The following is a 26,055-nucleotide window of genomic DNA, read 5'->3' as shown; positions in this document are numbered from 1 at the left end:
GGGTCGGAGGTCGCGCATGGCTGAGAGCGAAAGCGGCGCGGACAAAAGTGAGGAACCCACAGAGAAACGCCTGCGCGAATCTCGCGAAAAAGGGCAGTTGGCCCGTTCCCGCGAGCTCAGCACGGTCGCAGTGACCCTGGGCGGTATCGGCGGGCTGCTGGCGTCTGGCGCAGGTCTGGCGCAGAGCCTGATGGCGATGATGCAGGGTACCTTCGAGCTGAGCCGGGAAACGCTGCTCGACGAAGGCTCCATGGTACGACTGCTGATGGGCAGCGGCATGATTGCGCTGGAGGCGATCATGCCGCTGCTGATCGCCTTGCTGATCGCATCGATCGTCGGCCCGGTATCGCTGGGTGGCTGGTTGTTCTCGGCCAAGGCGATGGCGCCGAAGATGAGCCGGATGAATCCGGCTGCCGGGCTCAAGCGGATGTTCTCCACCAAGGCGCTGGTCGAGCTGCTCAAGGCGCTGGGCAAGTTTCTCGTGGTACTCGGCGTGGCGTTGCTGGTGCTTTCGGCCTATCAGGACGATCTGCTGTCCATCGCCAAGCAGCCGTTGGACCTGGCCATCATGCACAGTGCCGAGGTGGTTGGCTGGTGCGCCCTTTGGATGGCCTGCGGCTTGATCCTGATCGCGGCGGTGGATGTGCCGTTCCAGCTCTGGGACAACAAGCAGAAGCTGATGATGACCAAGCAGGAGGTCAAGGACGAGTACAAGGATTCCGAGGGCAAGCCGGAGGTCAAGTCACGCATCCGCCAGCTGCAGCGTGAGGCGGCGCAGCGGCGCATGATGCAGGCTGTGCCCGAGGCAGACGTGGTGATCACCAACCCGACGCACTTCGCCGTCGCCCTGAAATACGACGGCGACAAGGGCGGTGCGCCCCGGCTGGTGGCCAAGGGCGGCGACTTCGTCGCGCTGAAGATTCGCGAAATCGCCCAGGAGCACAAGGTGACGGTGCTGGAGTCACCGGCGCTGGCGCGGGCCGTGTACTACTCGACCGAACTGGATCAGGAGATTCCCGCCGGCCTTTACCTGGCAGTGGCGCAGGTACTGGCGTACGTCTATCAGCTGCGCCAGTACCGCGCGGGCAAGGGGCGGCGGCCGGACCCCTTGAATGATGTGCCCATCCCGCCGAATCTGCGCCGCGACGACTGAAGCGCATCACGCGGCGATTGCCGGCTCGCCGCATGTCCCTGCGTTATTCGATGACGCCGCAGGCGACCCGCGCACCGCCACCGCCGAGGGGTTGCGGATGGTCGGAATGATTGTCTCCGCCCTGGTGAACCATCAGCGCCAAGCCTTTGATATCGCCCAAGCTCTTCAGGCGCGGCGCCAGCACTGGCTGACTGGCTTTGCCCTCGCTGTCGACGTACAGCGCCGGCAGGTCGCCCATATGGCCGTCACCCCATGGCTCGCCATGCTTGCCGCTGTTCTTCGGGTCCCAGTGACCGCCCGCTGCGCCAGCCGGGGTCTGCTTGCCATCGATCTCGGCCGGCTCGCAACTGCCCTTGGCGTGAACGTGAAAGCCGTGGGCGCCAGGCTGCAGGCCAGATAGCTCGGGGCGGAACACCAGCCCGTATTCGCTGTTTTCGATCTTGACGCTGCCGACCGATTCGCCGACGCCCTGTGCCGTCACGGCGTTCACCTTGACGTTCAATGTATCAGCCTGAACGGCGACCGCAGTGCAGCCGGCCAGCGCGGCGATGATCCACTGTTTCATCTGGAAGCTCCTTTGTACAAACGGCGACGGGCTGTCGCCGGTTGCTAGTGTGACTGCCAGTTGTCGGTGGCGTTCGCTGGCGCGGCGGCTCGCAGGTCTGGCTAGGGACAGACCGTGCGGCGGGCTCTGCGACGGGCCGCAGAAGTTGGACCCCTTCTTGCTATAACCCGGGCAGGACGCTTGTCGCGTCAAGAATTCGTTCTGTATCCCCGGGGGCTACGTTGGATCGCACGCAACTCATCAATATTCGCAATGGCCTGACGGGTGCGGGGCGCGGCAACCTCGGCGTGCCGCTGCTGCTGCTCGTGATGATGGGCATGATGATGCTGTCGGTGCCGCCGTTCCTGCTGGATCTGCTGTTCACCTTCAACATTGCGTTGTCGATCGTCGTGCTGCTGGTCAGCGTCTATGCGTTGCGCCCGCTGGATTTCGCGGTGTTCCCGACGATTCTGCTGGTCGCCACGCTGATGCGTCTGGCGTTGAACGTGGCGTCGACGCGGGTGGTGTTGATCAACGGCCATGAAGGCGGCTCCGCTGCCGGCCATGTGATCGAGGCCTTCGGTAATGTGGTGATCGGCGGCAACTACGTCGTCGGTATCGTGGTGTTCGCGATCCTGATGATCATCAACTTCGTCGTGGTGACCAAGGGTGCCGGCCGCATCTCGGAAGTGAGTGCGCGCTTCACCCTTGATGCCATGCCCGGCAAGCAGATGGCGATCGACGCCGACCTCAACGCCGGCCTGATCGACCAGGAAGAAGCCAAGAAGCGTCGTAGTGAAGTGTCATCGGAAGCTGATTTTTACGGTTCCATGGATGGTGCGTCGAAGTTCGTCCGTGGTGACGCCATCGCCGGTCTGCTGATTCTCTTCATCAACCTGATCGGCGGCGTCGGTATCGGCATGGCGCAGCACGGTATGAGCTTCAGCGATGCCGGCCAGGTCTATGCACTGCTGACCATCGGTGATGGCCTGGTTGCGCAGATTCCTTCGCTGCTGCTGTCTACCGCGGCGGCCATCATGGTCACCCGTGTTACCAGTTCCGAGGACATGGGGCAGCAGGTGCAGCGGCAGATGTTCGCCTCGCCCAAGGCGCTGGCCGTTTCCGCGGCAATCATGATTGCCATGGGTCTGGTTCCCGGCATGCCGCACATGTCCTTCCTCGGCCTTGGCGCCGCGGCTGCAGGTGGTGCGTACTGGATCTGGCATCGGCAGAAGCAGGTCGTGAAGAAGGCCGAGCAGGAAGTACAGAAGCAGCAGGATCTGCTCCCGGCCCAGCGTGCGGCGGAAACCAAGGAGCTGGGCTGGGACGATGTGACGCCGGTGGACATGGTGGGGCTGGAAGTTGGCTACCGGCTGATTCCGCTGGTGGATCGCAACCAGGGGGGGCAACTGCTGGCGCGTATCAAGGGGGTGCGCAAGAAGCTCTCGCAGGACCTGGGTTTCCTGATGCCCTCGGTTCACATCCGCGACAACCTGGATCTGCTGCCCAACGCCTATCGCTTGACGCTGATGGGTGTGAGCCTGGCCGAGGCTGAGGTCTATCCGGATCGCGAGCTGGCGATCAATCCGGGCCAGGTGTTCGGACCGCTGAACGGCATTACCGCCAGAGACCCGGCGTTTGGGCTGGAGGCGGTCTGGATCGAGGCGAGTCAGCGCGATCAGGCGCAGTCGCTGGGTTACACCGTGGTGGATGCCAGTACTGTGGTCGCTACCCACCTCAATCAGGTATTGCACAAGCATGCACATGAGCTGCTTGGCCATGAGGAAGTCCAGCAACTGTTGCAGCTGCTGGCCAAGAGCTCGCCCAAGCTGGCCGAGGAGCTGGTGCCCGGGATGGTTTCGCTGTCAACGCTGCTCAAGGTGCTGCAAGCCTTGCTGCAGGAGCAGGTGCCGGTGCGCGACATCCGTACCATCGCCGAGGCCATCGCCAATGCCGCCGCCAAGAGTCAAGATCCCGCCGCAATGGTGGCCGCGGTGCGCGTCGCACTGTCTCGCGCAATCGTGCAAAACGTTGTGGGACTAGAGCCGGAGCTGCCTGTGATCACCCTGGAGCCTCGGTTGGAACAGATTTTGCTCAATAGCCTGCAGAAGGCTGGGCAAGGCTCCGAAGACGGCATTCTGCTGGAGCCGGGAATGGCCGAGAAGTTGCAAAGGTCCCTGGTAGAAGCAGCACAGCGTCAAGAAATGCTCGGCAAACCGGCGGTGTTGCTGGTAGCCGGCCCGGTACGGGCGATGCTTTCGAGATTCGCGCGTCTGGCGGTGCCGAACATTCATGTTTTGGCCTACCAGGAAATACCGGACAACAAGCAGGTCACCATCGTCTCGACGGTGGGTCAGAATTAACCGAGGGTGCAGGCCATGCAGGTCAAACGTTTCTTCGCCGCCGATATGCGCATCGCCATGAAAATGGTCCGCGACGAGCTGGGCGCCGATGCCGTGATCATCGGCAATCGCCGGGTGGCCGGTGGCGTCGAGCTGACTGCTGTGCTCGATTACCCTATGCAGTCCGCACCGGCGGCCAACAAGCCCAATCCGGCGCTGGAAGCCGAATTACGCAAGACGCAGTCGCGCCTGGCCAATGCACATGCCGAGCTGAGCACTGCCCCGCGGGCGAAAATGCAGGATCGTCAACTGGTTGACGAGAAGCCCGCCGCAGCCGCCAGCAAGGTGCAGTCGGAGGCGGTCGCCGAGCCTTCCCCTGCGGCCGATTTCCGTGCCATCGAAGCGATGTACTCGGAATTGCACGGTCTGCGCGAGCTGATCGAAGTGCAGCTCGGCTCGATCGCCTGGGGCCAGGAGCAGAGCCGTCGTCCGCAGCAGGCCGGCCTCTGGCGCCGCCTGCAGCGTCTTGGCCTGCCGGCCGAGTTGTCGCGTAGCCTGCTGGAAAAGGTCGCCGGTATCAACGAGCCGCGTCAGGCCTGGCGCATGGTGCTGGCGTATCTGGCGCAGGCAATCAAGGTCACCAAGAACGAGCCGCTGGAAGAGGGCGGTGTGATTGCTCTGGTCGGCCCAGCAGGCGTCGGCAAGACCACTACGCTGGCCAAGCTGGCTGCTCGCTACGTGCTGAAACACGGCGCGCAGAGCATTGCGCTGGCCAGCATGGACAATTATCGGATCGGTGCGCAGGAGCAGCTCAAGACACTGGGCCGGATCCTCGACGTGCCGGTGGTGCAGATCGATCCTAGCCAGCCGCTGAGCAAATCGCTGGCCTCGCTGGCGCGTAAGCGGATCATCCTGATCGACACCGCCGGCTTGCCGGCAAGCGATCCGACGCTGCGCATGCAGCTCGAAGCGCTGTCGGACAAGGGCGTCAAATCGAAGAATTACCTGGTGCTGGCGGCAACCAGCCAGAGCCAGGTGCTCAAGGCCGCATGGCACAACTATCGTCGTTGTGGGCTGGCCGGTTGTATCCTGACGAAGCTCGACGAGGCGGGCAGCCTTGGCGATGTGCTCGGTCTCACGATCAGCCAGCATTTGCCGATAGCCTACCTCGCCGATGGTCCCCGGATTCCTGACGACCTGCATCTGCCGCGCAGCCATCAGCTGGTCAGTCGGGCGGTGAGCCTGCAGTCCGGCGAGGAGCCGAGCGAAGAAACCATGGCCGACATGTTCGCCGGGTTGTACAACGGCTCGTCACGGCGGGCTGGATGATGCTGCGACAGCGGTACTCGAATGAATCAGATGCGTGCCATGCGGACGCATCGCCGGCCGCAAGGCCCCAGCAAGATATAGGCATGTGAACATGGGTATGCATCCCGTACAGGTGATTGCGGTGACTGGCGGCAAGGGTGGCGTCGGCAAGACCAACGTGTCGGTCAATCTGGCACTGGCGCTGGCGGACCTCGGCCGGCGTGTGGTGTTGCTTGACGCCGACCTTGGCCTGGCCAACGTCGACGTGCTGCTGGGGCTTACCACCAAGCGCACCCTGGCTGACGTCATCGCCGGCGAATGTGATCTGCGCGACGTGCTGATCCAGGGGCCGGGCGGCATCCGCGTAGTGCCGGCCGCATCCGGCACGCAGAGCATGGTGCAGCTGTCTTCCCTGCAGCACGCCGGGTTGATCCAGGCGTTCAGCGAGCTTGGCGACGAGCTCGACGTGCTGATCATCGACACCGCGGCTGGCATCGGCGATTCCGTGGTGAGCTTCGTGCGCGCAGCTCAGGAAGTGCTGCTGGTGGTCACCGACGAGCCCACGTCCATCACCGACGCCTATGCACTTATCAAGCTGCTGAACCGCGATTACGGCATCAGCCGCTTCCGCGTGTTGGCCAACATGGCTCACGCACCGCAGGAAGGCCGCAATTTGTTCGCCAAGCTGACCAAGGTTACCGAGCGCTTTCTCGACGTGGCGCTGCAGTATGTCGGTGCGGTCCCTTACGACGAAGCGGTGCGCAAGGCCGTGCAGAAGCAGCGCGCAGTCTATGAAGCGTACCCGCGCTCGAAATGTGCACTAGCCTTCAAGGCGATCGCGCAGAAGGTTGATACCTGGCCGCTGCCGGCGACGCCGCGGGGTCATCTTGAGTTCTTCGTAGAGCGCCTCATCAGCCCCGCTTCACCCAGCCACGAATGACAGGTGCCGGATCCGCTATGTATTACAGCAAGGCTCAGGCAAAGGATGCGCAGTACCGCCTGATCGATCAGTACGCCCCGTTGGTCAAGCGAATCGCTTACCACTTGTTGGCGCGTCTGCCTGCAAGCGTGCAAGTGGACGATCTGATTCAGGCTGGAATGATCGGACTGCTGGAAGCAGCTAAGAAATACGACGCCGGCAAGGGTGCCAGCTTTGAAACCTACGCCGGTATCCGCATTCGCGGCACCATGCTGGACGAAGTCCGCAAGGGTGACTGGGCGCCGCGTTCGGTGCATCGCAATTCGCGGATGGTCAGCGAGGCGATCCGGGCGATCGAAGCGAAAACCGGGCGCGACGCTAAAGATCACGAGGTTGCGGCCGAACTTAAGCTAAGTCTCGACGAGTATTACGGCATTCTGGGCGATACGCTGGGGAGTCGCCTGTTCAGCTTCGACGATCTGCTGCAGGAAGGCGATCATGGCGAGCTCGAGGAAGACGCTGCCAGTCTCCACCCGGAGCCGTTCCGTGATCTCGAGGATGAACGTTTTCAGCAGGCGCTGGCCGACGCCATCGCCAACCTGCCCGAGCGTGAAAAGCTGGTGCTGTCGCTGTATTACGACGAAGAATTGAATTTGAAGGAAATCGGTCTGGTGCTGGGGGTCAGCGAGTCGCGTGTGAGCCAGTTGCATAGCCAGTGCGCTGCGCGCTTGCGCGCGCGCCTCGGCGAATGGCGCGCCAATTGACGATTGTTTGCGGTATGACGTGCTCGGTTTGCTGAGGCATTTTGGGACTTACGGAGGTCGACTTGGACAAGAACATGAAAATCCTCATCGTCGATGACTTCTCGACGATGAGACGAATCATCAAGAACCTCCTGCGTGATCTGGGGTTCACCAACACCGCCGAAGCGGATGACGGTACTACCGCGCTGCCGATGCTCAAGAGCGGTAGCTTCGACTTCCTGGTGACCGACTGGAACATGCCGGGAATGAGCGGCATCGATCTGCTGCGCACCGTGCGTGCCGATGAGCGCCTCAAGCACCTGCCGGTGCTGATGGTGACGGCCGAAGCGAAACGCGATCAGATCATCGAAGCCGCCCAGGCTGGGGTTAACGGCTATGTGGTCAAGCCTTTCACTGCCCAGGTGCTCAAGGAGAAGATCGAGAAGATCTTCGAGCGCGTCAACGGCTGAAGCAGCAACGCCGCGAGGGCACTATGACGCAAGCAGACCAAAGCCTGGCAGAGTTCGAAGCGACTCTGAAGGCGCATGCACCCAAGTTGATCGAAAGTCTGCAGCAGGGCCGCTTCGATGAAGCGACGCAGATGTTCAATGAGCTGAATCAGGTGCGCAACCACGGGCTCTATCTGGAGGTTGGCAAGCTCACACGCGAGCTGCACAACGCCATCGTCAAGCTCGAGATGGACACCTGCGCCACTGGCGGCGATCCGTCGCCGATCACGGACGCGACCGATCGCCTGTCCTACGTGGTGGAGATGACCGAGAAGGCTGCCAACCGCACCATGGACCTGGTCGAAGAATCAGCGCCGCTGGTGAACTACGTGAGCTATGAGGCGCAGAGCCTGACAGCCGACTGGCAGCGTTTCATGCGTCGTGAAATGAACGCCGATCAGTTCCGCGACCTGGTCAAGCGCATCGACCAGTACTTGCAGCGCAGCATGAACGACGGCGGCCAGCTGTCGCAGAACCTCAGCGAAATCATGCTGGCGCAGGACTTCCAGGACCTGACGGGCCAGGTGATCAAGCGAGTGACCCGCCTCATCAGTGACCTCGAAAGCAACCTGCTCAATCTTGTCCTGATGGCGGGGCAGGTCGATCGCGTGGCAGGCATCCAGCATGACCGCGAGGCGATGCGCGCCGAGCAGGAAAAGAAAAAACAAGAAAAAGAGCCTTCCAAGGGTGAAGGTCCGCAGATGCATGCCGATATGCGTGAAGACGTCGTTTCCGGCCAGGACGATGTCGATGATCTGCTTTCAAGCCTGGGCTTTTAGGGGAAGTGAATATGAGCTTCGACGCCGATGAAGAAATCCTCCAGGACTTCCTGGTAGAGGCCGGCGAGATTCTCGAACTATTGTCCGAGCAACTCGTGGAGCTGGAAAGCAGCCCCGATGACATGGCGTTGCTCAATGCGATTTTTCGCGGGTTCCATACGGTCAAGGGCGGTGCCGGGTTCCTCCAGCTGCATGAGCTGGTGGAGTGCTGCCATATCGCCGAAAACGTCTTCGACATCCTGCGTAAGGGTGAGCGTCGAGTCGATTCCGAACTGATGGATGTCGTTCTGCAGGCGCTCGACGCCGTGAACGCGATGTTCAGCCAGGTCCGCGAGCGCGTCGAGCCGACGCCAGCCTCGCGTGAGTTGCTTGCGGCGCTGGCACGTCTGGCGGAGCCAGCCTCGGCTGATGAGCCAGCGCCGGCAGTCGAACCGCAGGTCGTGGCCGAATCCCGGTCCGAGGGCGCCGATAGCGAATTCGAACAGATGCTCGATGCCATTCAGCCGGCCGCCAGCGAGCCGGCTGCGGCCGAAGTAGCGACTGGCCCTGCCACCGACGAGATTACCGACGACGAATTCGAGTCGCTGCTCGACCAGCTGCATGGCAAGGGACAATTCTCTGCCGCTGCGGGTGCCTCGATGCCTGCCGAGAGCGAGTTCGTTGCTGCGCCGACCAGTGACGAAATCACCGATGACGAATTTGAAGCCTTGCTGGACCAGCTGCATGGCAAGGGCAAGTTCGAAGCGGCCCCGTCTGAACCCGCTGCGCCAGCAAGCGCCGAACCGGCAAAGGGCGGTGGAACAGCTGGTGCGGCTGATGAGATCACCGACGACGAGTTCGAAGCACTGCTCGATCAACTGCATGGCAAGGGCAAGTTCGAGCCTGCGGTCGTCGAGACTCCGGCTGAACCTGCTGCGGCTGTGCCGATCAAACCGGCGCCCAAGCCTGCCCCTGCTGCTGCTCCGGCCAAGGCCGCTCCGGCAGCTGCGGTGAGCAAGCCGGCCGCGGCTGCTCCGGCGGAAAAGCCTCCGGCCGAGGCCGAGACCACCGTGCGCGTCGATACCGCACGCCTGGACGAGATCATGAACATGGTCGGCGAGCTGGTGCTGGTGCGTAACCGTCTGGTACGCCTGGGCTCCAACAGCGGCGACGAGGCGATGGCCAAGGCCGTCTCCAACCTCGACGTGGTGACGGCCGATCTGCAGAGTGCGGTGATGAAGACCCGCATGCAGCCGATCAAGAAGGTTTTCGGTCGCTTCCCGCGCCTGGTCCGCGACCTGGCTCGCAGCCTGAAGAAAGAGATCAACCTTGAGCTCGTCGGTGAAGAAACCGATCTCGACAAGAACCTGGTCGAAGCCCTGGCCGATCCGCTGGTGCACCTGGTGCGCAACGCGGTCGACCACGGTATCGAGATGCCCGAGGAGCGCGAAGCCGCCGGCAAGCCACGTACCGGACGGGTAGTGCTTTCCGCCGAGCAGGAAGGCGACCATATCCTGTTGATCATCAGTGATGACGGCAAGGGTATGGATGCCAACGTCCTGCGCGCCAAGGCCGTCGAGAAAGGCATGCTGGAGAAGGATGCCGCCGATCGCCTGAGCGACCTGGAGTGCTATAACCTGATCTTCGCGCCGGGCTTCTCGACCAAGACCGAGATTTCCGACGTGTCCGGCCGCGGTGTCGGCATGGACGTGGTCAAGACCAAGATTTCCCAGCTCAATGGCACAGTGAACGTGTTCTCCACCAAGGGCCAGGGCTCGCGGGTGGTGATCAAGGTGCCGCTGACCCTGGCGATCATGCCGACCCTGATGGTCATGCTCGGCAACCAGGCCTTCGCCTTCCCGCTGGTCAACGTCAACGAGATCTTCCACCTCGACCTGTCGCGGACCAACGTCGTCGATGGCCAGGAAGTGGTGATCGTCCGCGACAAGGCGCTGCCGCTGTTCTACCTCAAGCGCTGGCTGGTCAACGATGCGGCTCAGGAAGAGCAGCGTGAAGGCCATGTAGTAATTCTCAGCGTCGGCAATCAGAGCATCGGCTTCGTCGTCGATCAGCTCGTGGGCCAGGAAGAAGTGGTCATCAAGCCGCTTGGCAAGATGCTGCAGGGTACGCCTGGCATGTCCGGCGCGACGATCACCGGCGATGGCCGCATCGCGCTGATTCTCGATGTTCCCAGCATGCTCAAGCGCTACGCACGCAGGATTTGATTCAGTCAGGCAGCGCTTACCTCGGATGGGAGCGCTGCCGCTAGGAGTGATGTATGGCAGTCAAGGTCCTGGTCGTCGACGATTCCGGCTTCTTTCGTCGGCGCGTCTCGGAAATCCTTTCCTCTGATTCGAATATCCAGGTCGTCGGCACCGCCACCAACGGACGCGAGGCGATCGACCAGGTGCTGGCGTTGAAGCCGGATGTCATCACCATGGACTACGAGATGCCGATGATGGACGGCATCACGGCGGTGCGGCAGATCATGCAGCGCTGCCCCACACCGGTGTTGATGTTTTCCTCGCTGACGCACGAAGGCGCTCGGGTCACCCTCGATGCACTGGATGCCGGCGCCGTCGACTATCTGCCGAAGAACTTCGAAGACATTTCGCGTAACCCGGATAAGGTCAAGCAGCTGCTGTGCGAGAAGGTACATACCGTTTCGCGCAGCAACCGGCGCTACAGCACGTTCTGTACCTCGAGCGTAAGTACGCCGCCGGTATCCGCGCGTGGCACTGCCTCGACATTGGCTACTGCAGCCCCCCGGACCGGCGCTACAACGCCAGCGCCCGCGGCGCCGGCAGCTCGTTCGCCGGCGCCCAAGCGCAAGGCGTACAAGCTGGTGGCCATCGGTACGTCTACTGGCGGTCCGGTGGCGCTGCAGCGTGTGCTCACTCAGCTCCCGGCGAATTTCCCCGCGCCGATCGTGCTCATCCAGCACATGCCGGCCGCGTTCACCAAAGCCTTCGCCGATCGTCTGGACAAGCTTTGCCGCATTCGTGTCAAGGAGGCCGAGGACGGCGACGTGCTGCGCCCAGGGCTTGCTCTGCTGGCACCGGGTGGCAAGCAGATGATGATCGATGGCCGCGGTGCGGTCCGCATCCTGCCGGGCGATGATCGCCTCAACTACAAGCCCTGCGTCGACGTTACCTTCGGTTCGGCCGCCAAGTCGTTTCACGACAAGGTGCTGGCGGTGGTGCTGACCGGCATGGGTGCCGATGGTCGCGAAGGCGCACGGTTGCTCAAGCAGAGCGGCAGCCAGGTGTGGGCGCAGGATGAAGCCAGCTGCGTGATCTATGGCATGCCGATGGCGGTGGTCAAAGCCAACCTGAGTGATGCGGTCTACGGGCTCGACGATATCGGTCGCAATCTGGCCGAGGCGTGCATCTGATGGAGGCCCGCCTCTAATGGACGTGCTCAGCCTGATCGGGCTGCTGTTGGCGTTCGTCGCCATCGTTGGGGGCAATTTTCTCGAGGGCGGCCATATCTCGGCGCTGCTCAATGGGCCGGCCGCGTTGATCGTGCTTGGCGGTACCCTGGGTGCCGTCCTGCTGCAGACGCCCATCGCCGTGTTCATGCGGGCGATGAGTATCGGTCGCTGGATATTCTTTCCGCCGCGGATCGATCTCGCGCGCGGCATCCTCATGGTCACTACCTGGAGCAATACTGCGCGCAAGGAGGGGTTGCTCGGCCTTGAGCCGGTCGCCGAGACGGAACCCGACCCATACGCGCGCAAGGGCCTGCAGTTGCTGGTCGATGGCGCCGAGCCGGAAGTGATCCGCAGCATCCTCGAGGTCGATCTGTATACCCAGGAGGGGCGTGACCTGCGCGCGGCCAAGGTCTACGAGAGCATGGGTGGCTACTCGCCGACCATCGGCATCATCGGCGCGGTAATGGGGTTGATCCACGTGATGGGCAATCTGGCCGATCCCAGCCAGCTGGGCAGCGGCATCGCCGTTGCGTTCGTGGCGACCATCTATGGCGTCGCTTTCGCCAACCTGCTGGTGCTGCCGGTCGGCAACAAGCTGAAGAGCGTCGTCCAGCGGCAGACCGCCTATCGCGAGATGCTGCTGGAGGGCGTGCTGTCCATCGCCGAGGGCGAAAATCCGCGTTCCATCGAGATGAAGCTGCAAGGCTTCATGGACTGACCGCCATGGCCAGACGCAGACCACCGGAAGAGCACGAGAATCACGAGCGATGGCTGGTGTCCTACGCCGACTTCATCACGCTGTTATTTGCCTTCTTCGTGGTGATGTACTCGATCTCCTCGATCAACGAGGGCAAGTACAAGATCCTCTCCGATTCGCTGGTCGGCGTGTTCAATCAGGTCGATCGTTCGGTCAAGCCCATCCCCATCGGTGAGGAGCGACCTCGGACCACCGAGGCGGATGTGTCCCAGGTCGAGGATCTGTCGGGCCCGGCTTCGTCGGCGGGGAAGCCGACCCTCGATCCGCTGGAGCGAATTGCGCAGAGCATGCGCGAGACGTTCGGCGAGCTGATCGCCAACGAGCAACTGACGATCCGTGGCAATGAGCTGTGGATCGAGATCGAACTCAACTCCAGCCTGCTGTTCCCCAGCGGCGATGCGCTTCCCAACGACCAGGCATTTCTGCTGATCGACAAGGTCGCCGGAATTCTGGCCCCTTTCGACAACCCGATCCATGTCGAAGGGTTTACCGACAATCTGCCAATCAGCACCAGCCAGTTCCCTACCAACTGGGAGCTGTCCGCAGCCCGCGCTGGCAGCGTTGTGAGGATGCTTGCAGCGCAGGGGGTGGACCCTTCGCGGATGGCAGCGGTGGGCTATGGCGAATTTCAGCCCGTGGCGGACAACGCGACGGCCGAAGGCCGGGCGCGCAACCGGCGGGTGATTCTGGTGGTGTCGCGCAATCTCGATGTGCGCCGGAGTGTCACCGGAATGGGCAGCAGCAATGTACGGCCTGACGATGCGTTGCGCCGGGCTGGCACACAATCTGCACCGGCTGTGTCCATGTAAGCGCTTCAGGGCGCAGTCGTCAAAACACCGTCGCTTTGCCGTTTCAGGCAATGCCGTTCCGGTCAGCTTCGCCGGGTGGAAGATCAATGAGAGTCTGGGCTGTAGCCAATCAAAAGGGTGGGGTGGGCAAGACCACTACGTCGATCGCACTGGCGGGCTTGCTGGCCGATTCCGGCAAGCGCGTCGTCGTGCTGGATCTGGATCCGCATGGGTCGATGACCAGCTATTTCGGGCATGATCCCGATAACCTGGACCATAGCGTCTTCGATCTCTTCCAGCACCAGGGTACCGTGCCGGATGGCCTGCCGTGGCAGCTGCTGCTGGCCACCAGTCACGAGCGTATCTCGCTGATGCCTTCCAGTACCGTGCTGGCGACACTCGAGCGCCAGTCGCCCGGGCAGAACGGCCTCGGGCTGGTCATTGCCAAGAGCCTGTCGCAGCTTTGGCAGGACTTCGATTACGCCATCATCGACAGCCCGCCGCTGCTCGGCGTGCTGATGGTCAACGCGCTGGCTGCCAGTCAGCAGCTGGTGATTCCGGTGCAGACGGAGTTTCTGGCGATGAAGGGTCTCGAGCGAATGGTCAGCACGCTGTCGATGATCAACCGTTCGCGCAAGCAAGCGCTGCCTTACACCATCGTGCCGACCTTGTTCGACCGCCGCACCCAGGCCTCGATGAATACGCTCAAGGTACTGCGAGCCGGTTATGCCGATCATCTCTGGCCAGCGTTCATCCCGGTCGATACGCGGCTGCGCGATGCCAGCCGCGCCGGCCTGACGCCTTCGCAGTTCGATCCGACCAGTCGTGCGGTTCTTGCCTATCGTGCCTTGCTCAAGCATCTGCTGGCGTCGCAAGTGTCTCCGCAGGTGGCGTGAAGTGCCATGCCGCTCGGCGCCTGCCAGCTCAAGTTTGTCGCGCCAGTGGCCGATAGCCTGTTCAGATTCTCATAACGAGTTCGTTCCATGAGCCGCACCGTCCTAACCGAAACCCGATCCCAGCAGGCGCTGCAGTCCTATCTCGATGGGCTGTTGCAGGACGCTGCCATCGAACTGGCCGACTCGGTCAGTCAGGACGAATTCCAGGCGGCCGTGCTCGAGGAGCAACTGCGTGATACACGGCAGAGCCAACCGCCGCGTCTGGAAATAGTCCAGCCGGCGCCGCCGCCCGTGGTGGAAGCGCCTCTGGCGATGCCGTCGGTGCTGACTCTTGAGCCGGTCGTGGAGCTCGAGGTTGCGCCGCAGCTGCCCAGCGAGCCAGTCGAAGCCGTGCCTGACGCTCATCCGGGTTGGGGTGAGGAGCCTTTCGAGTGTCTGCTGTTCGATGTGGCAGGGTTGACCCTGGCGGTGCCGCTGGTGTGCCTGGGCTCCATCTATCCGCTGGCCGGGCAGGAGCTGACGCCGCTGTTCGGTCAGCCCGACTGGTTTCTTGGCATACTGCCGAGCCAGTCAGGCAATCTGAAGGTGCTGGACACCGCGCGCTGGGTGATGCCTGATCGGTACCGTGACGACTTCCGCGAGGGGTTGCAGTACGTGATCTCGGTTCAGGGCTACGAATGGGGGCTGGCGGTCCATCAGGTCAGTCGCTCGATTCGCCTCGACCCCAGTGAGGTCAAGTGGCGTACGCAGCGCAGTCAGCGTCCATGGCTGGCCGGTACGGTAATCGAGCATATGTGCGCGCTGGTCGACGTGACTGCGCTGGCCGAGCTGATCGCCAGTGGCGCTGTGAAACAGATGCAGGGCGCGACGAAGCCGCGGACGCATTGAAAGCAAACAATTGACGGTCGCGCCTGTTGCGCGGCCCGGCGATAGAATCGACCGCCATTGCGGTAACTGAAGAAGGTGGGGCTATGAAGATGACGTCTGCGCAGGGTTCCGAAGATCCTGTACTGCAATGGGTGACCTTCCGTCTGGACAACGAGACGTACGGTATCAACGTGATGCAGGTCCAGGAGGTGTTGCGTTATACCGAGATTGCGCCGGTACCGGGTGCTCCGAGCTATGTGCTCGGCATCATCAACCTGCGCGGCAATGTGGTGACGGTGATCGACACGCGTCAGCGTTTCGGCCTGGAAACCGCGTCGGTATCGGACAATACTCGAATCGTGATCATCGAGGCGGATCGTCAGGTCATCGGCATCATGGTCGATAGCGTTGCCGAGGTGGTCTATCTTCGCCAATCCGAGATCGAAACTGCGCCCAACGTCGGTAATGATGAGTCAGCCAAATTCATCCAGGGCGTTTGCAACAAGAACGGCGAGCTGCTGATTCTGGTCGAACTCGACAAGATGATGAGCGAAGAAGAATGGGCCGAGCTTGAGAGCATCTGATACATGCTGATCGCGTCGCTGGTCGCATCGTTGGTTGCGCTGGCCTTCTGCTGTCTTGGGCTGCTGGGCTTCTGCCTGTGGCTGCTCAGGCGGCAGCGGTTTCTGGCCGAACAACAGCAGCAACGCGATGCGAACAGGGATAAGCGCATCAAGGAGCTGAGCAGCCGCCTGGATGCCTATCTGGAAGGCAGCTTGCGCATGGGTGATGAGTTGCGTGAGCTGAGTCGCACGCTGGCGCCGTTGCCGGACAAGCTCACCCAGCTGGAACAGCGCGACCCCAACAACTTCTCCTTCTCCCAGGCGGCCAAACTGGTCGGCATGGGCGCAAGCGTCGACGACCTGACGCAGTCCTGTGGCCTGTCGCAATCCGAGGCGGAGCTGATGAGCAAACTGCATCAGGCTCGCAAGAAACCCTGATTGCGGTTTTTCCGTCGACTGGTCGTCCCTTCCGGGTCTTGCGCCGGAACCTCCCACACCCTGCACATTCCAATCCGTATCAGCTTGGCATTGCTGAGCTTGTCCAGGTCCCATGCTTGGGGCGAGGAGGGCAATGATGCGGCTTACTCTCATTCTGTTGCTGTTCATGGTTTCGCTTGGCGCTCAGGCCGTCGAGGCGCCAGACGATGTGGACGGCGCAATGACCGTAAACGTCTTTCAAGCCAAGCGCCTTCATGAACTGGGCGCCGTCTTCATCGATGTGCGTGCCGACCGCGAATGGTTATGGGGCCACGTGGAAGGCGCCGTGCACTTCGATCTGGCCAGTGATTTCGTCAGCCTGGCCGGGCCGGAGTGGCCGCGTGAGCTTCCGCTGGTGATTTACTGCGACAGCGAAATCTGCCCGCGTAGCGCGGAAGCCGCAAGAATGGCCGTGGCCTGGGGCTACCAGCGGGTGTTCTATTTCCGTGCCGGCTATTTCGCCTGGCAGCTGCATGATCTCCCTCAGGTCACTGGTGAAGATCGTGCAGCCGTCGTACTCAACGCGCAGGCCCACTGAGTTGCGGCAGGGGTGGCGCTGGTTCGCCTGCGCTCCGTTCGTGGAACCCTGGTGGGCATTTGCCCTTGAGATACCAGGCAAAGGCGATGATCTCCGCGATGGTGCGGTATAACGCTTCCGGGATCTCGTCGCCCAGCTCCAGTTTCGCCAACAATCTCACCAGATCGGCGTTCTCGTAGATCGGCACCTCATGTTCCCGAGCGATGGCGAGGATCGTCTCGGCCAGCTCGTCATCACCCTTGGCGCTCAGACTTGGCGCGTTGACACCGTCATAAGCTGAGCGCGATTGCCTGGCGTGGCTGCTTGTCGGTCATGCCTTTTCGTCCACGAAGCGTTGCTCCAGATTGGTGCTCGGACCCTGCGGTGGCATTCCTTGCCTGCAGCTCAGTTCTCCGACACTCAGCCCGGCTGCCTGTAGGCGCTCACGCAGATGGGTAAGTTCGGTCGCCACCAACTGGGCCGTGGCACTGCGCTCGGCCCACAGCTGGCTGGTGAGGGTGCCGCGCGTCAACTGTGCTTGAACTTGCAGTGGCCCGAGTGGTGCGACATCGAATGCGAGTTCGATCTTCCAGAGCGGCTCGCCACGCTCCTTTTCCTGCTTTCTCGGCTCTTCTTCGCGCTGCAGCTTGATTTGCAGCGGCACGATATCGCGCTGGTCGCGCATTGGCAGCTCCAGCTGCCAGGTGGTGAGGAGGGCGCCGTCCGGGCCGATTTGTGTCTGCGCGAGACTGGACAGTTGATGGGTCTGCAGCCTGGATACCGCGGCGGCTGCGAGCTTGAGCAGCATTTCGAGGTCGGCTTCTTCTTCCAGACCAGGCGGCAGCCGGGTTGGTAGCGGGAACCCCTGCGCGAGCTGACGGACATTGCTTTGCGCCAGGGAGCCCAGCGCTTGCCGCGCAAATGCAGGCAACGCCTGGCCCATGGCGGCACTGGCCTGGGCGCTGGCCAGCGGCGTGCTACCTGGAAGATTGGGCATTTGCGCCAGTAGGCGCAGCAGCCCAGCCTTGAGGTCGCCCTGCAGTCCTTCGGTTTGCCCGGCCAGCAAGCGTGCCTCAAGGAACACGCCGCTCCTGGCCAGCGCTGCGGCGAGTGCCTTGGCATCGCCCAGTTGCTGCATTTCGGGTATCAGCCCCAGCAGTTTTTCGGCGGCGCCGCGCAGCCCCCCGGGGAGCGCCCCGATACCACCCTGTAGAGCCTTGAACAGGCCTTCCAGCGAGGCCTGGCGGTTGTGTTGGGCGCCCAGTTGCTCGCCGAGATGCAGCTGATCGAGGCGCCCGCTCAGCGGAAGGAATGCGAGGGATTGGTCGCCCTTAACCTGCGCTGTCAGCAGGCTGCCGAGTGCCAGCGGGTTGGCTGATTCGATATTCAGCTTCTGTCCAGCGACGGAGCTGTTGAGCAGGCTGATGACCGCCTTGAAGATCTTCTGCCCGTCCTCCGGCTGCTGTTGACTGGTCGCCACGACACGGCCCTGGATGACGCTGCCGACCGGCAGTTGTTGAAGGTCGATCATCGAGGCGGGCTGGCGCCCGGCGATCTGTGGGGCGGCCAGCAACCGGGTGTCGGACAGGGCGGTGATGACGTATGCGGTGCCGGGTGGCGGCGCCTTGTTGCTGCTGACCTCGACGGTCGCCTGGCGCCCGCTGCCCATGGTCAGCCGCAGCACCAGCCGAAATGCCTGCGCCGCTTCCCTGATGCTGACTACCTCCGCTTCGGCGTTTTCGCCAGCCGCCAGAAGGCCTTGCATCGGTTGCAGCAGTTTCAAAGCGAGGTCATTCGCCGCTGCCGCCTGGCGCGGCGCGCTGCTTGGGGGCAGGGCAGTGGTACTCTTGATCTCGGTCATCTTTCCTCAAATGCTCTTACAACCTTTCGCGTTCGCGGCCCTCGGCACCAAAGGTTGCCATGTATAATTCCGCCCGCCTGGCCCTGCTTCCTGAGTATAGCGGCCAGGCCTTTTTCATCTTGAGGTGTCGCCAGCCGTGTCAACTCCCTTTCTCGAAGCCGTAGCCCTCGCTTGCGAACGGGATTGGCGGCTGCTTTTCGACAAGCTGGATCTGCGTCTCGAGAGTGGGGAAATGCTGCAGATTTCCGGGCCCAATGGCAGCGGCAAAACCAGTCTGCTGCGCCTGCTATGCGGCCTGATGCAACCAACCGCAGGCGAGGTGCTGCTCAAGGGCCGGTCGCTCAGCGCTCAGCGTGGTGAACTGGCACGCAACCTGTTGTGGATCGGCCATGCTGCTGGCATCAAGGGCTTGCTGACAGCTGAGGAGAATCTCACCTGGCTCTGTGCGTTGCACCAGCCGGCCAGCCGCGAGGCGATATGGCATGCACTTGCCGAAGTGGGACTGCGCGGGTTCGAAGACGTGCCCTGTCATACCCTTTCTGCTGGCCAGCAGCGCCGCGTGGGGTTGGCGCGTCTGTATCTCTCGCCACCGCCGCTGTGGATTCTCGATGAGCCATTTACCGCGCTCGACAAACATGGCGTGGCTCAGCTTGAGAGGCATCTCGCAGCGCATTGCGAGCAGGGCGGACTGGTCGTACTGACCACTCACCACAGCCTGACGGAAAAGCCTACCGGCTACTGTGAGCTCGATCTGGGACAGCGAGCCGCATGAGCAGCGTATTCACTCTTCTGCTGGCGCGCGAGACGCGTCTGCTGTTCCGTCGCCCGGCTGAGCTGGCCAACCCGCTGGTGTTCTTCGCCATCGTTATCGCGTTGTTCCCGCTTGCGGTAGGGCCGGAGACTCAGCTTCTGCAAACCATCTCTCCCGGCTTGGTCTGGGTGGCAGCACTATTGGCCGTTCTGCTGTCACTGGATGGTCTTTTTCGCAGTGATTTCGAAGATGGCTCGCTCGAGCAGTGGGTCGTTTCGCCGCACCCGCTCGCGCTCCTGGTTCTCGCCAAGGTGCTGGCGCACTGGGCTTTTTCCGGGTTGGCGCTGGTGCTACTGGCGCCGCTGTTGGGCTTGATGTTGGGTCTGCCGCTTGGGACCATTCCGGTGCTGCTGGTTTCACTGTTGCTGGGGACGCCGATTCTGAGTCTGCTCGGTGCGGTGGGCGCGGCGTTGACGGTAGGATTAAAGCGGGGTGGCTTGCTGCTGGCGTTGCTCATCCTGCCGCTCTACATCCCGGTACTGATTCTCGGCAGCGGCGCCCTGCAAGCGTCGTTGCAAGGTCTGCCGGCAGTCGGTCACCTGCTTTGGCTGGCCAGTCTGACTGCGTTGGCCGTGACCCTTACACCCTTTGCGATAGCTGCCGGGCTGAAGATCAGCGTTGGCGAATAGCGACACACCCAGATGGCCGGCGCTCACACCCGGTCGATGTAACGAATCTCGGGGCCTGCATTTGCAAGGTCCCGCTGGACGACGAGTCATCCGATGAACTGGACATGGTTTCACAAGCTGGGCTCACCCAAATGGTTCTACGAGATCAGCGGCCGCTGGCTGCCCTGGCTTGCCTGGGCAGCCGTGCTGCTGGTCAGCGTCGGTGTGGTCTGGGGTCTGGCGTTCGCGCCTGAGGATTACCAGCAGGGCAACAGCTTCCGGATCATCTATATCCACGTGCCGGCTGCGTTTCTCGCTCAGTCGATCTACGTGATGCTCGCAGTGGCGGGGGTGGTCGGGCTGGTCTGGAAGATGAAGCTGGCCGATGTGGCTCTGCAGCAGGCCGCCCCCATCGGCGCCTGGATGACCTTTATCGCCCTGTTGACCGGCGCGGTCTGGGGCAAGCCGACCTGGGGTGCCTGGTGGGTATGGGACGCACGGCTGACCTCAATGCTCATCCTGCTGTTTCTGTACTTCGGCATCATTGCGCTCGGACAGGCGATCAGCAATCGTGACAGCGCGGCCAAGGCGTGCGCTGTGCTGGCCATCGTCGGAGTGGTGAACATCCCGATCATCAAGTATTCGGTGGAGTGGTGGAACACGCTGCACCAGCCGGCAACGTTCACCGTCACCGAAAAACCGGCGATGCCAATTGAAATGTGGCTGCCGCTCCTGGTGATGGTGATCGGCTTCTACTGCTTCTTCACAGTGGTGCTGCTGATGCGCATGCGCCTGGAAGTGCTGCGTCGCGAATCGCGCGCCAGCTGGGTGAAGAATGAGGTCAAGGCTCTGGTAGGAAACAACTCGTGAACTTTTCATCCTTCGCGGATTTCATCGCCATGGGCAATCATGGCGTGTACGTCTGGACGTCCTATGGCATCAGCCTGGCTGTCCTGATTCTCAACGTCGCGCTGCCAGCCTTGGCACGCCGGCGTTACCTGCAAGATGAGGCGCGTCGTTTGCGCCGGGAGGAGTCGAAGTGAATCCGGTGCGCAAGAAGCGTCTTTTCATCGTCCTGGCGATCCTCGCCGGTGTCGGTATCGCCGTGGCGCTGGCGTTGTCCGCTCTGCAGCAGAACATCAACCTGTTCTACACGCCGACCCAGATCGCAGCGGGGGAGGCTCCTGAGGGCACCCGGATTCGAGCAGGCGGCCTGGTCGAAGAGGGTTCGGTGAAGCGTACCAACGACTCACTCAGCGTCGCCTTCCGTGTCACTGATGGCGCCAAGGCGATCACTATCACTTACCAGGGAATTCTCCCGGACCTGTTCCGCGAAGGGCAGGGTATCGTCGCGCTGGGTCGGGTCAATTCCGAGGGTGTTCTGGTTGCCGACGAAGTGCTGGCCAAGCATGACGAAAACTACATGCCGCCCGAAGTAACTCAGGCGCTGGAGAAGAGCGGCATGATGAAGCACTACGAGGGCGGTAAGCAGGAGTACGCGAAATGATTCCCGAGCTCGGCCATCTGGCGATGATTCTGGCGCTGTGCCTGGCAGTGGTCCAGGCCACGCTGCCGCTGATCGGTGCTTGGCGCGGTGACCGACAGTGGATGGGCCTGGCCCAACCAGCCGCCTGGGGTCAGTTCGCCTTTCTCGGTTTCTCCTTCGCCTGCCTGACCTACGCCTTCATGGTCGACGATTTCTCCGTTGCCTACGTCGCCCACAACTCCAACAGTGCCTTGCCCTGGTACTACAAGTTCAGCGCAGTCTGGGGCGCTCACGAAGGCTCCTTGCTGCTGTGGGCCTTCATCCTGGCCGGCTGGACCTTTGCCGTGGCGATCTTCTCCCGCCAGCTACCGGAAGACATGCTGGCGCGCGTGCTCGGCGTCATGGGTTTGATCAGCATCGGTTTCCTGCTCTTTCTTATCGTCACCTCGAACCCCTTCGAGCGGCTGCTGCCGCAGGTTCCAATGGATGGACGTGACCTCAATCCACTGCTGCAGGATTTCGGTTTGATCGTCCACCCGCCCATGCTTTACATGGGGTACGTGGGTTTCTCGGTGGCGTTCGCCTTTGCGATCGCCGCGTTGCTCGGTGGTCGCCTTGACGCGGCCTGGGCACGCTGGTCGCGTCCTTGGACGCTCGTCGCCTGGGCCTTCCTCGGCCTGGGCATTGCCCTTGGCTCCTGGTGGGCCTATTACGAGCTCGGCTGGGGCGGCTGGTGGTTCTGGGATCCGGTGGAAAACGCCTCCTTCATGCCCTGGCTGGTCGGTACGGCGCTGATTCACTCGTTGGCAGTGACCGAGAAGCGCGGCGTGTTCAAGAGCTGGACCGTGTTGCTGGCAATCGCGGCGTTCTCGCTGAGCCTGCTTGGGACCTTCCTGGTCCGTTCCGGCGTGCTGACGTCGGTGCACGCGTTTGCTACCGATCCCGAGCGTGGCGTGTTCATTCTGATCTTTCTGCTGATGGTGGTAGGCGGCTCGCTGACGCTGTTTGCCATGCGCGCGCCTGTGGTCAAAAGCCAGGTCGGGTTCGGCCTGTGGTCGCGCGAGACTCTGCTGCTAGTCAATAACCTGCTGTTGGTCGTCGCCACGGCGATGATTCTCCTCGGCACGCTCTATCCGCTGCTGCTGGACGCATTGTCCGGTGCCAAGCTTTCCGTCGGCCCACCGTACTTCAATGCGATGTTCGTTCCGCTGATTGGCGCGCTGATGCTGACGTTGGGTGTCGGAATCCTGGTGCGCTGGAAGGACACTCCGCTGAAGTGGTTGCTCGGCATGCTCACGCCAGTGCTGATCACCAGCGTAGTGCTTGGTGGTCTGGGCTCGTTGCTGTTCGGTGACTTCAACTGGGCGGTGCTTGCAGTGTCCTTGCTGGCGGCCTGGGTGGTGATCGCTGGCGTCCGTGATCTGCTGGACAAGACGCGCCACAAGGGTTTGTTCAAGGGCATGCGCAGCCTCGCGCCAAGCTACTGGGGCATGCATCTGGCGCACCTCGGGCTGGCGGTCTGTGCCATTGGCGTGGTACTCACCAGCCACCAAAGTGCGGAGCGCGATCTGCGCCTGGCTCCTGGGGAGTCGCTGTCGCTTGGCGGCTATGAGTTCGTCTTCGAAGGCGCGGTGCATCACGAAGGACCGAACTTCACGTCGGACAAGGCGACCATTCGCGTGCTCGACGGCGACAAGCAGATCGCCACGCTGCACCCGGAAAAGCGCCTGTACACCGTGCAGCAGATGCCGATGACCGAGGCGGGTATCGATGCGGGCTTCACCCGCGACCTTTATGTCGCGCTGGGTGAGCCGCTGGGTGATGGGGCGTGGGCCGTGCGTGTTCACATCAAGCCCTTCGTTCGCTGGATCTGGCTCGGAGCGCTGATGATGGGGCTCGGCGGTGTGCTGGCGGCGAGTGATCGTCGTTATCGAGTCAAGGTGAAGACCCGCGTGCGCGAAGCGCTGGGCATGGCCGCACAAGGAGCCTGATGTGAAACGATTGCTGATGTTGCTGCCGCTGGTGATTTTCCTGGTGGTTGCAGTGTTCCTTTATCGCGGCCTGTTCCTCGATCCTTCCGAGCTGCCTTCGGCGCTGATCGGCAAGCCACTACCGGCGTTCTCGCTGCCGTCGGTGGAAGACGAGCAGCGCGTCATCACCGCCGAGGACCTCAAGGGCAAGCCGGCGCTGGTCAACGTGTGGGCGACCTGGTGTGTCGCCTGCAAGGTCGAGCACCCAGTGCTGAACCGTCTTGCAGCTCAGGGTGTGGTGATTCATGGAGTCAACTACAAGGACGACAACGCCGCGGCGTTGAAGTGGCTCAACGAGTTCCACGATCCTTATCAGCTGAACATCCGCGACGAACGCGGCAGTCTTGGGCTGGATTTGGGAGTCTATGGCGCTCCTGAAACCTTCCTCATCGACAAGCAGGGCATCATCCGCCACAAGTTCGTCGGCGTGATCGACGATCGGGTCTGGCGAGAACAGCTGGCAGCGCTCTATCAGGAGCTGGTGGACGAATGAAACGACTGATCCGCGGTGCGCTGCTTGGTCTGTTCCTGGTCACGACCGCCCAGGCAGCAATCGATACCTATGAATTCAGGGACGAAGCCGAGCGTGAGCGCTACCGCACCCTAACCGAAGAGCTGCGCTGCCCGAAGTGCCAGAACCAGAACATCGCCGATTCCAACGCGCCGATCGCCATGGACCTGCGCCAGGAAATCTTCCGCATGCTGGAAGAGGGCCAAAGCAATGACCAGATCGTCGACTATCTCGTCGATCGCTACGGCGATTTCGTTCGTTACAAGCCGCCGGTAAACGCGAAAACCATGCTGCTCTGGTATGGGCCGGTTGGTTTGCTGGTCCTCGGCTTCGGCGTGCTGACCGTGATTCTGGTGCGTCGTCGCCGGGTCGAAAAGGCACCTGCATCAACCCTTTCCGAGACCGAGCGCGAACGTCTCGCCCAGCTTCTGGATAAAAAAGACTCATGATCGATTTCTGGATAGCCGCCGGCGCCTTGCTGCTGGTGGCATTGGCCTTTTTGTTGTTACCCATCCTGCGTGGCCGTCGAGCCCAGGCCGAAGAAGATCGTACGGCGCTGAACGTTGCCTTGTATGAAGAGCGCCTTGCCGAGTTGACCTCTCAGCACTCTGCCGGAACCTTGACCGCCGAGCAGTTGGAGGCTGGGCGAGCAGATGCTGCACGCGAGCTGTTGGAGGACACCGAGAATAGCGACAAGCCGCGAATCGCCAAGCTTGGTCGCAGCGTTCCGCTGATTGCGGCGGTTCTGGTGCCCCTGATGGGCTACGGGCTTTATATGTATTGGGGCGCCAGCGACAAAGTTCAGATGGCTCGACAGTTTTCGGAGCAGCCTCGCACAGTCGAGGAAATGACCGCTCATCTGGAGCAGGCCGTACAGGAGCAGCCGGATTCTGCCGAAGCCTGGTACTTCCTGGGTCGTACTTATATGAACCAGGAGCGTCCAGCCGACGCAGCCAAGGCTTTCGGGCGCGTGGTGGAAATTGCGGGCCGTCAGCCCGAGCTGCTCGGTCAGCTGGCGCAGGCGCTCTATTTCGCCGGTGACCGTCAGTGGTCCGATAAGCTTCAAGCCCTTACTGACGAAGCGCTGCAGGGCGATCCGCAGGAGGTGACCAGTCTCGGCCTGCTTGGCATCGCGGCATTCGAGGAAGCGCGTTATCCGGATGCCGTGCGCTTCTGGGAGCAACTGGTTGCGGCGCTTCCCGAAGAAGATCCTTCGCGCGAAGCGATCCGTGGCGGCATCGAGCGGGCGCGGCAGCAGATCGAGGGGGGCAGCTCCACCACCGAACAGGCCTCAGCGGCAAGCGAGAAGGCTGATAACGCAGGGGCCACGCTTCAGATTCAGGTTGCGCTGGACCCGAAGGTGGCGGAATCGGTTTCGCCGCAGGATACGGTTTTCGTATTCGCTCGCGCGGTAGCGGGGCCACCCGTTCCGCTGGCAGCAAAACGCCTGACGATTGCCGATCTGCCTGCAACCGTCACGCTTGGCGATGCCGATGCGATGGTGCCTTCGATGAAGATCTCCAGCGTCGAGCAGGTCACGGTAATGGCGCGGGTCTCCCGTTCCGGCGACGCAACAAAAGGTGAGTGGATGGGTCAAAGCGAAGCGCTTGATACTGCGAGCGATAACGCCATTGATCTGGTGATCGACCGCGCCGAGGCTCCCTGAACACCCATGAGGTAGAGATGCACACGAATTCGTCAGCACACCCGCTTAGGCTTGCGCGGTTCGGCCCGCGGGTCGTACTGCTCGGATTGACATTGGCGCTCGGCGCTTGCGCAGGTAATCCCTACGGTTCCGCGCCTCAGGGGCCTGCTCCAAGTCCGGTGCCGCGTGCGCCCGAGCCCAGTGGGCCGGTTATCTCACCCCCTCCTATCAAGGCGCCACCGGCACCCAGGGCTCCAACTACCCAGAAGAGCCATCCGCGTTATGCGCCACCACCGCACGTGGCTGCGCACTGGGACAATCGTCTTGGGGTCTATGTCGTGGAGGGGCGTGATCTCTTTTACCGGGAGCGCCTGTATTACCGGTGGGATGGCGACTGGTACTGTGCTGGGCGCCCCGATGGCCCGTGGGAGCCGGTCGCGCCGCCCAGTGTTCCGCCGGGTCTTCGTGACCGCTATTGATGTTACTCCTCGGCAGCAGGCGCTAACTTTTTGCGCTTCAGCCTAAAGGC

At 62.2% G+C, this 26,055-nt stretch carries 28 protein-coding genes and 1 pseudogene; 26 read left to right on the top strand and 3 right to left on the bottom strand.

The genetic code is table 11. The annotated features are described in order from the left end of the window. Positions 1 to 16: 16 nt before the first annotated feature. Entirely contained in the window at positions 17 to 1,153 is a 1,137-nt protein-coding gene (gene flhB / locus LO50_RS22580; protein WP_014820855.1) for a flagellar biosynthesis protein FlhB, read from the top strand. Positions 1,154 to 1,196: 43 nt separating this feature from the next. Here the strand turns inward: flhB and sodC are convergent, their stop codons facing one another. Beyond that, complete coding sequence (sodC, locus tag LO50_RS22575; protein ID WP_014820854.1) at positions 1,197 to 1,718, bottom strand: superoxide dismutase family protein; 522 nt, start codon at positions 1,716 to 1,718, stop codon at positions 1,197 to 1,199. Between the two features lie 221 nt (positions 1,719 to 1,939). Here sodC and flhA point away from each other — a divergent pair, with 221 nt between their 5' ends. The 15 genes from flhA to LO50_RS22500 all read left to right on the top strand — a co-directional run bounded on the left by flhA (position 1,940) and on the right by LO50_RS22500 (position 16,595). After that, positions 1,940 to 4,060 (top strand): flagellar biosynthesis protein FlhA, encoded by a 2,121-nt coding sequence (gene flhA, locus LO50_RS22570; RefSeq protein WP_044316427.1) that lies wholly within the window; start codon positions 1,940 to 1,942, stop codon positions 4,058 to 4,060. A gap of 15 nt (positions 4,061 to 4,075) precedes the next feature. Continuing rightward, entirely contained in the window at positions 4,076 to 5,368 is a 1,293-nt protein-coding gene (flhF, locus tag LO50_RS22565; protein WP_044316426.1) for a flagellar biosynthesis GTPase FlhF, read from the top strand. A gap of 91 nt (positions 5,369 to 5,459) precedes the next feature. Beyond that, the gene (gene fleN, locus LO50_RS22560) at positions 5,460 to 6,287 is read left to right on the top strand and encodes a flagellar synthesis regulator FleN (protein WP_014820851.1); all 828 of its coding nucleotides are present in this window, start codon (positions 5,460 to 5,462) and stop codon (positions 6,285 to 6,287) included. Between the two features lie 17 nt (positions 6,288 to 6,304). Beyond that, positions 6,305 to 7,030, top strand: a complete 726-nt coding sequence (gene fliA, locus LO50_RS22555) for an RNA polymerase sigma factor FliA (protein WP_044316425.1) — start codon at positions 6,305 to 6,307, stop codon at positions 7,028 to 7,030. 74 nt (positions 7,031 to 7,104) lie between these two features. After that, positions 7,105 to 7,479: a chemotaxis response regulator CheY gene (locus LO50_RS22550; protein ID WP_011913679.1), complete on the top strand. Its 375-nt coding sequence runs from the start codon at positions 7,105 to 7,107 to the stop codon at positions 7,477 to 7,479. 23 nt (positions 7,480 to 7,502) lie between these two features. Continuing rightward, positions 7,503 to 8,297 carry a protein phosphatase CheZ gene (locus LO50_RS22545; protein ID WP_042926985.1) on the top strand — a complete coding sequence of 265 codons (795 nt, stop codon included), beginning with the start codon at positions 7,503 to 7,505 and terminating at the stop codon, positions 8,295 to 8,297. A gap of 11 nt (positions 8,298 to 8,308) precedes the next feature. Then, positions 8,309 to 10,501 carry a chemotaxis protein CheA gene (locus tag LO50_RS22540; RefSeq protein ID WP_044316424.1) on the top strand — a complete coding sequence of 731 codons (2,193 nt, stop codon included), beginning with the start codon at positions 8,309 to 8,311 and terminating at the stop codon, positions 10,499 to 10,501. A gap of 53 nt (positions 10,502 to 10,554) precedes the next feature. Then, entirely contained in the window at positions 10,555 to 11,670 is a 1,116-nt protein-coding gene (locus LO50_RS22535; protein WP_044316423.1) for a protein-glutamate methylesterase/protein-glutamine glutaminase, read from the top strand. A 16-nt stretch (positions 11,671 to 11,686) separates the two neighbouring features. Next, the gene (locus tag LO50_RS22530) at positions 11,687 to 12,427 is read left to right on the top strand and encodes a flagellar motor protein (protein WP_014820846.1); all 741 of its coding nucleotides are present in this window, start codon (positions 11,687 to 11,689) and stop codon (positions 12,425 to 12,427) included. 5 nt (positions 12,428 to 12,432) lie between these two features. Next, positions 12,433 to 13,275, top strand: coding sequence for a flagellar motor protein MotD (motD, locus tag LO50_RS22525; protein ID WP_023446676.1), 843 nt, complete (start codon positions 12,433 to 12,435; stop codon positions 13,273 to 13,275). A gap of 86 nt (positions 13,276 to 13,361) precedes the next feature. After that, positions 13,362 to 14,150: a ParA family protein gene (locus LO50_RS22520; protein ID WP_014820844.1), complete on the top strand. Its 789-nt coding sequence runs from the start codon at positions 13,362 to 13,364 to the stop codon at positions 14,148 to 14,150. A gap of 87 nt (positions 14,151 to 14,237) precedes the next feature. Beyond that, positions 14,238 to 15,038, top strand: a complete 801-nt coding sequence (locus tag LO50_RS22515) for a CheW domain-containing protein (RefSeq protein WP_044316422.1) — start codon at positions 14,238 to 14,240, stop codon at positions 15,036 to 15,038. An 83-nt stretch (positions 15,039 to 15,121) separates the two neighbouring features. Then, a complete protein-coding gene (locus LO50_RS22510; RefSeq protein ID WP_014820842.1) occupies positions 15,122 to 15,601 on the top strand; it encodes a chemotaxis protein CheW in 480 nt (159 codons plus the stop codon). Positions 15,602 to 15,604: 3 nt separating this feature from the next. Next, entirely contained in the window at positions 15,605 to 16,018 is a 414-nt protein-coding gene (locus LO50_RS22505; protein ID WP_041014448.1) for a DUF2802 domain-containing protein, read from the top strand. A 136-nt stretch (positions 16,019 to 16,154) separates the two neighbouring features. After that, positions 16,155 to 16,595: a rhodanese-like domain-containing protein gene (locus LO50_RS22500; protein ID WP_014820840.1), complete on the top strand. Its 441-nt coding sequence runs from the start codon at positions 16,155 to 16,157 to the stop codon at positions 16,593 to 16,595. Here LO50_RS22500 and LO50_RS22495 read toward each other — a convergent pair. Then, a pseudogene (locus LO50_RS22495) lies at positions 16,576 to 16,909 on the bottom strand (EscU/YscU/HrcU family type III secretion system export apparatus switch protein). The gene LO50_RS22500 and the pseudogene LO50_RS22495 sit on opposite strands and share 20 nt — an antisense overlap. Continuing rightward, positions 16,906 to 18,435 carry a flagellar hook-length control protein FliK gene (fliK, locus tag LO50_RS22490; RefSeq protein ID WP_044316421.1) on the bottom strand — a complete coding sequence of 510 codons (1,530 nt, stop codon included), beginning with the start codon at positions 18,433 to 18,435 and terminating at the stop codon, positions 16,906 to 16,908. The pseudogene LO50_RS22495 and the gene fliK overlap by 4 nt, the downstream one beginning before the upstream one ends. 136 nt (positions 18,436 to 18,571) lie before the next feature. Here fliK and ccmA point away from each other — a divergent pair, with 136 nt between their 5' ends. From ccmA to LO50_RS25510, 10 genes are all read left to right on the top strand, one after another. Next, complete coding sequence (gene ccmA / locus LO50_RS22485) at positions 18,572 to 19,207, top strand: cytochrome c biogenesis heme-transporting ATPase CcmA (RefSeq protein WP_014820837.1); 636 nt, start codon at positions 18,572 to 18,574, stop codon at positions 19,205 to 19,207. Beyond that, positions 19,204 to 19,875: a heme exporter protein CcmB gene (gene ccmB, locus LO50_RS22480; protein ID WP_014820836.1), complete on the top strand. Its 672-nt coding sequence runs from the start codon at positions 19,204 to 19,206 to the stop codon at positions 19,873 to 19,875. The genes ccmA and ccmB overlap by 4 nt, the downstream gene beginning before the upstream one ends. Positions 19,876 to 19,968: 93 nt before the next feature. Continuing rightward, on the top strand, positions 19,969 to 20,724 hold the full coding sequence (locus tag LO50_RS22475) for a heme ABC transporter permease (protein ID WP_042926974.1): 756 nt from the start codon (positions 19,969 to 19,971) through the stop codon (positions 20,722 to 20,724). Then, the gene (gene ccmD / locus LO50_RS22470; RefSeq protein WP_014820835.1) at positions 20,721 to 20,897 is read left to right on the top strand and encodes a heme exporter protein CcmD; all 177 of its coding nucleotides are present in this window, start codon (positions 20,721 to 20,723) and stop codon (positions 20,895 to 20,897) included. The genes LO50_RS22475 and ccmD overlap by 4 nt, the downstream gene beginning before the upstream one ends. After that, on the top strand, positions 20,894 to 21,361 hold the full coding sequence (gene ccmE, locus LO50_RS22465) for a cytochrome c maturation protein CcmE (protein WP_014820834.1): 468 nt from the start codon (positions 20,894 to 20,896) through the stop codon (positions 21,359 to 21,361). The genes ccmD and ccmE overlap by 4 nt, the downstream gene beginning before the upstream one ends. After that, complete coding sequence (locus LO50_RS22460) at positions 21,358 to 23,331, top strand: heme lyase CcmF/NrfE family subunit (RefSeq protein ID WP_023446668.1); 1,974 nt, start codon at positions 21,358 to 21,360, stop codon at positions 23,329 to 23,331. The genes ccmE and LO50_RS22460 overlap by 4 nt, the downstream gene beginning before the upstream one ends. A gap of 1 nt (position 23,332) precedes the next feature. Then, positions 23,333 to 23,863 carry a DsbE family thiol:disulfide interchange protein gene (locus tag LO50_RS22455; protein WP_014820832.1) on the top strand — a complete coding sequence of 177 codons (531 nt, stop codon included), beginning with the start codon at positions 23,333 to 23,335 and terminating at the stop codon, positions 23,861 to 23,863. Then, positions 23,860 to 24,330: a cytochrome c-type biogenesis protein gene (locus LO50_RS22450; protein WP_042926970.1), complete on the top strand. Its 471-nt coding sequence runs from the start codon at positions 23,860 to 23,862 to the stop codon at positions 24,328 to 24,330. Before LO50_RS22455 ends, LO50_RS22450 begins: the two co-directional genes overlap by 4 nt. Next, positions 24,327 to 25,547 carry a c-type cytochrome biogenesis protein CcmI gene (gene ccmI, locus LO50_RS22445; protein ID WP_044316420.1) on the top strand — a complete coding sequence of 407 codons (1,221 nt, stop codon included), beginning with the start codon at positions 24,327 to 24,329 and terminating at the stop codon, positions 25,545 to 25,547. The genes LO50_RS22450 and ccmI overlap by 4 nt, the downstream gene beginning before the upstream one ends. A 17-nt stretch (positions 25,548 to 25,564) precedes the next feature. Continuing rightward, positions 25,565 to 26,005, top strand: a complete 441-nt coding sequence (locus tag LO50_RS25510; protein WP_041207339.1) for a hypothetical protein — start codon at positions 25,565 to 25,567, stop codon at positions 26,003 to 26,005. Positions 26,006 to 26,055: the final 50 nt, after the last annotated feature.

Origin of the sequence: Stutzerimonas stutzeri (assembly GCF_000935215.1) — a bacterium.
Lineage (GTDB): Bacteria > Pseudomonadota > Gammaproteobacteria > Pseudomonadales > Pseudomonadaceae > Stutzerimonas.
The sequence above is the reverse complement of the archived record's forward strand: the minus strand, read 5'-3'. Positions and strand labels throughout refer to the sequence as shown.